The organism is Chitinophaga eiseniae (assembly GCF_900167135.1).
Taxonomy (GTDB): Bacteria; Bacteroidota; Bacteroidia; order Chitinophagales; family Chitinophagaceae; genus Chitinophaga; species Chitinophaga eiseniae.
This window is the reverse complement of sequence record NZ_FUWZ01000026.1, coordinates 1-1,959: the sequence shown is the minus strand read 5'-3', so window position 1 is coordinate 1,959 and position 1,959 is coordinate 1. Positions and strand designations below refer to the sequence as shown.

Below are 1,959 nucleotides of genomic sequence, written 5' to 3'. Positions count from 1 at the left end.
AACAGGTCCAGGACAGTTTTTCCCGGTGCATAGGTGACGGCAGTGTCATTGAAGCCTTGCAGCAATTGTTCTTTTTCCGCGGCGGTGAGGAAATCAACGGAATCGATCGCCTGCCCGGGGTCCGCCAGCATAGCGGAGGAGAACTGTTTAAAGTGTTGCATCAGGCCGGCGATGAGGTCATAGTCATATACGTCGGAGTTGTATTTCAAACGGAACATGATATAATCGCCTCTCTCATAGAGACTAATTTCCATATCAAACTTCGCATAACGCATGCCCAGGTCCACGATGCTGTTCAACTCTTCCTCTGATTTGTCCGGCGCCTCCACCTTGCCTTCGAAGTTCTGCAGGGCGATCATAATATCAAATAATACATTGCTCCGGCTGATATCCTTGCGCACCTTCAGATCTCTTACCAGTTGAGAGAAAGGATACATCTGGTATTGAAATGCTTCAAGGGTATGCTGTTTTACCTGGTCGTACAATGACAGGAAAGAACCTTCGCCATTGACCTGGTTCCTGATAGAAAGTGTATTGATATAGCAGCCGATCTGATTTTCCAGATCGGGATGCACCCTGCCGGCATAAGGCGCACCGAGTATGATATCTGATTGCCCGGTATAACGGTACAGCAAGGCATTCCAGGCCGCCAGCAGCGTCATGAACAGGCTGCCGTTATGTTTTTTGGTAAAATCATACAGCTGTGCGGTGAGCGCTTTCGGCAGATAGGTACTCAGATACCGGCCATGGTGGGTTTTAACGGCAGGCCGTTTGCGGGCTGCCGGCAGGTCGACAGGCGGTATTTCTCCTGACAAATGCTGTATCCAGTATTTCCTGTGCGCGTCGTAATGCCCTTGCAGTATCTGGTCCTTTTCCCAAACAGCAAAATCTTTGTATTGTATGTCCAGCTGGGGCAGCGGCGCACCTGTTCCCAGCCGCTCTTTCTGGTACAGCGCCCGTATGTCGCGGGCAGCCACTTCTGCCGATATACCATCTGTGATGATATGATGTACCAGGTAGTAGATATAGTATCCCTGCGAAGTATGGAACAAGGTGATACGGAACAGCGGACCATTTTGCAGATCGAAAGACCGGTAGAGATCATTTTCGAATATTGCATGATAGATATGCTGATGCGGATCTGCTGCCTGCCGGATATCCACTTCCTCTATCACATAGTTCAATGCATGGCTGTCCAGCACGTATTGATGGGGTATCCCCTCTGCATCTGCACGGAACACGGTACGCAGTATTTCATGCCTGTCGATCAATCCCGCCAGGGCTCTTTTAAAGGCGGCAGGATCAAAGTCAGGTTCGGCGGGGCTCACCGTAGGGATATTGTACGCGATCAGGCCATCCTTCACCTGGCTGAGCGTCCATACCATTTCCTGGGCGCTGGACAAAGGATACCCGTCAGCCGCGGCCGCCGGAGCAATACGCTCGTATACTTCTCCTTCCCTGTTATGTATCAGTGCTATGTGCGACTGTACTGTAGTATGCTCAAACAGCTCCTGTAATTTCGGACGGAACCTGAAGGTGCGGTAATAAGCAGCAATCAGCTGGGTGGCTTTCAGGCTATGTCCGCCTAATTCAAAAAAGCTATCGGTCACGCCTATCCCGGTAACACCCAGCACCTCCTGCCATATAGCTACCAGTTGGAATTCCATGGGGGTCACCGGCGCTACGTACTCACTTCGGATCATGTCGTCTCCACTCACCGGGGGCAGCGCTTTACGATTGGCTTTGCCGCTGCTGGTGAGCGGAATATCTTCCATTTCCACAAAATAGGCCGGCACCATGTATTCCGGCAGCTTCTGCTGCAGCCAGCTTTTCAGCTCGGATTTATCAGTTACCGCGACAGGCGCGTAATAGGCCACCAGCACTTTGGCGCCGTGCACCTCCTGTGCGGTCACCACCGCCTGACGGATATGTATATACGAAGACAATACCTGCTCTACC

The 1,959-nt window shown here is 51.5% G+C and carries 1 protein-coding gene; it reads right to left on the bottom strand.

The features are described 5' to 3' along the window. Positions 1-1,959 (bottom strand): condensation domain-containing protein (locus B5D63_RS34475; protein WP_235021709.1); only part of this gene is annotated, 1,959 nt, incomplete at both ends.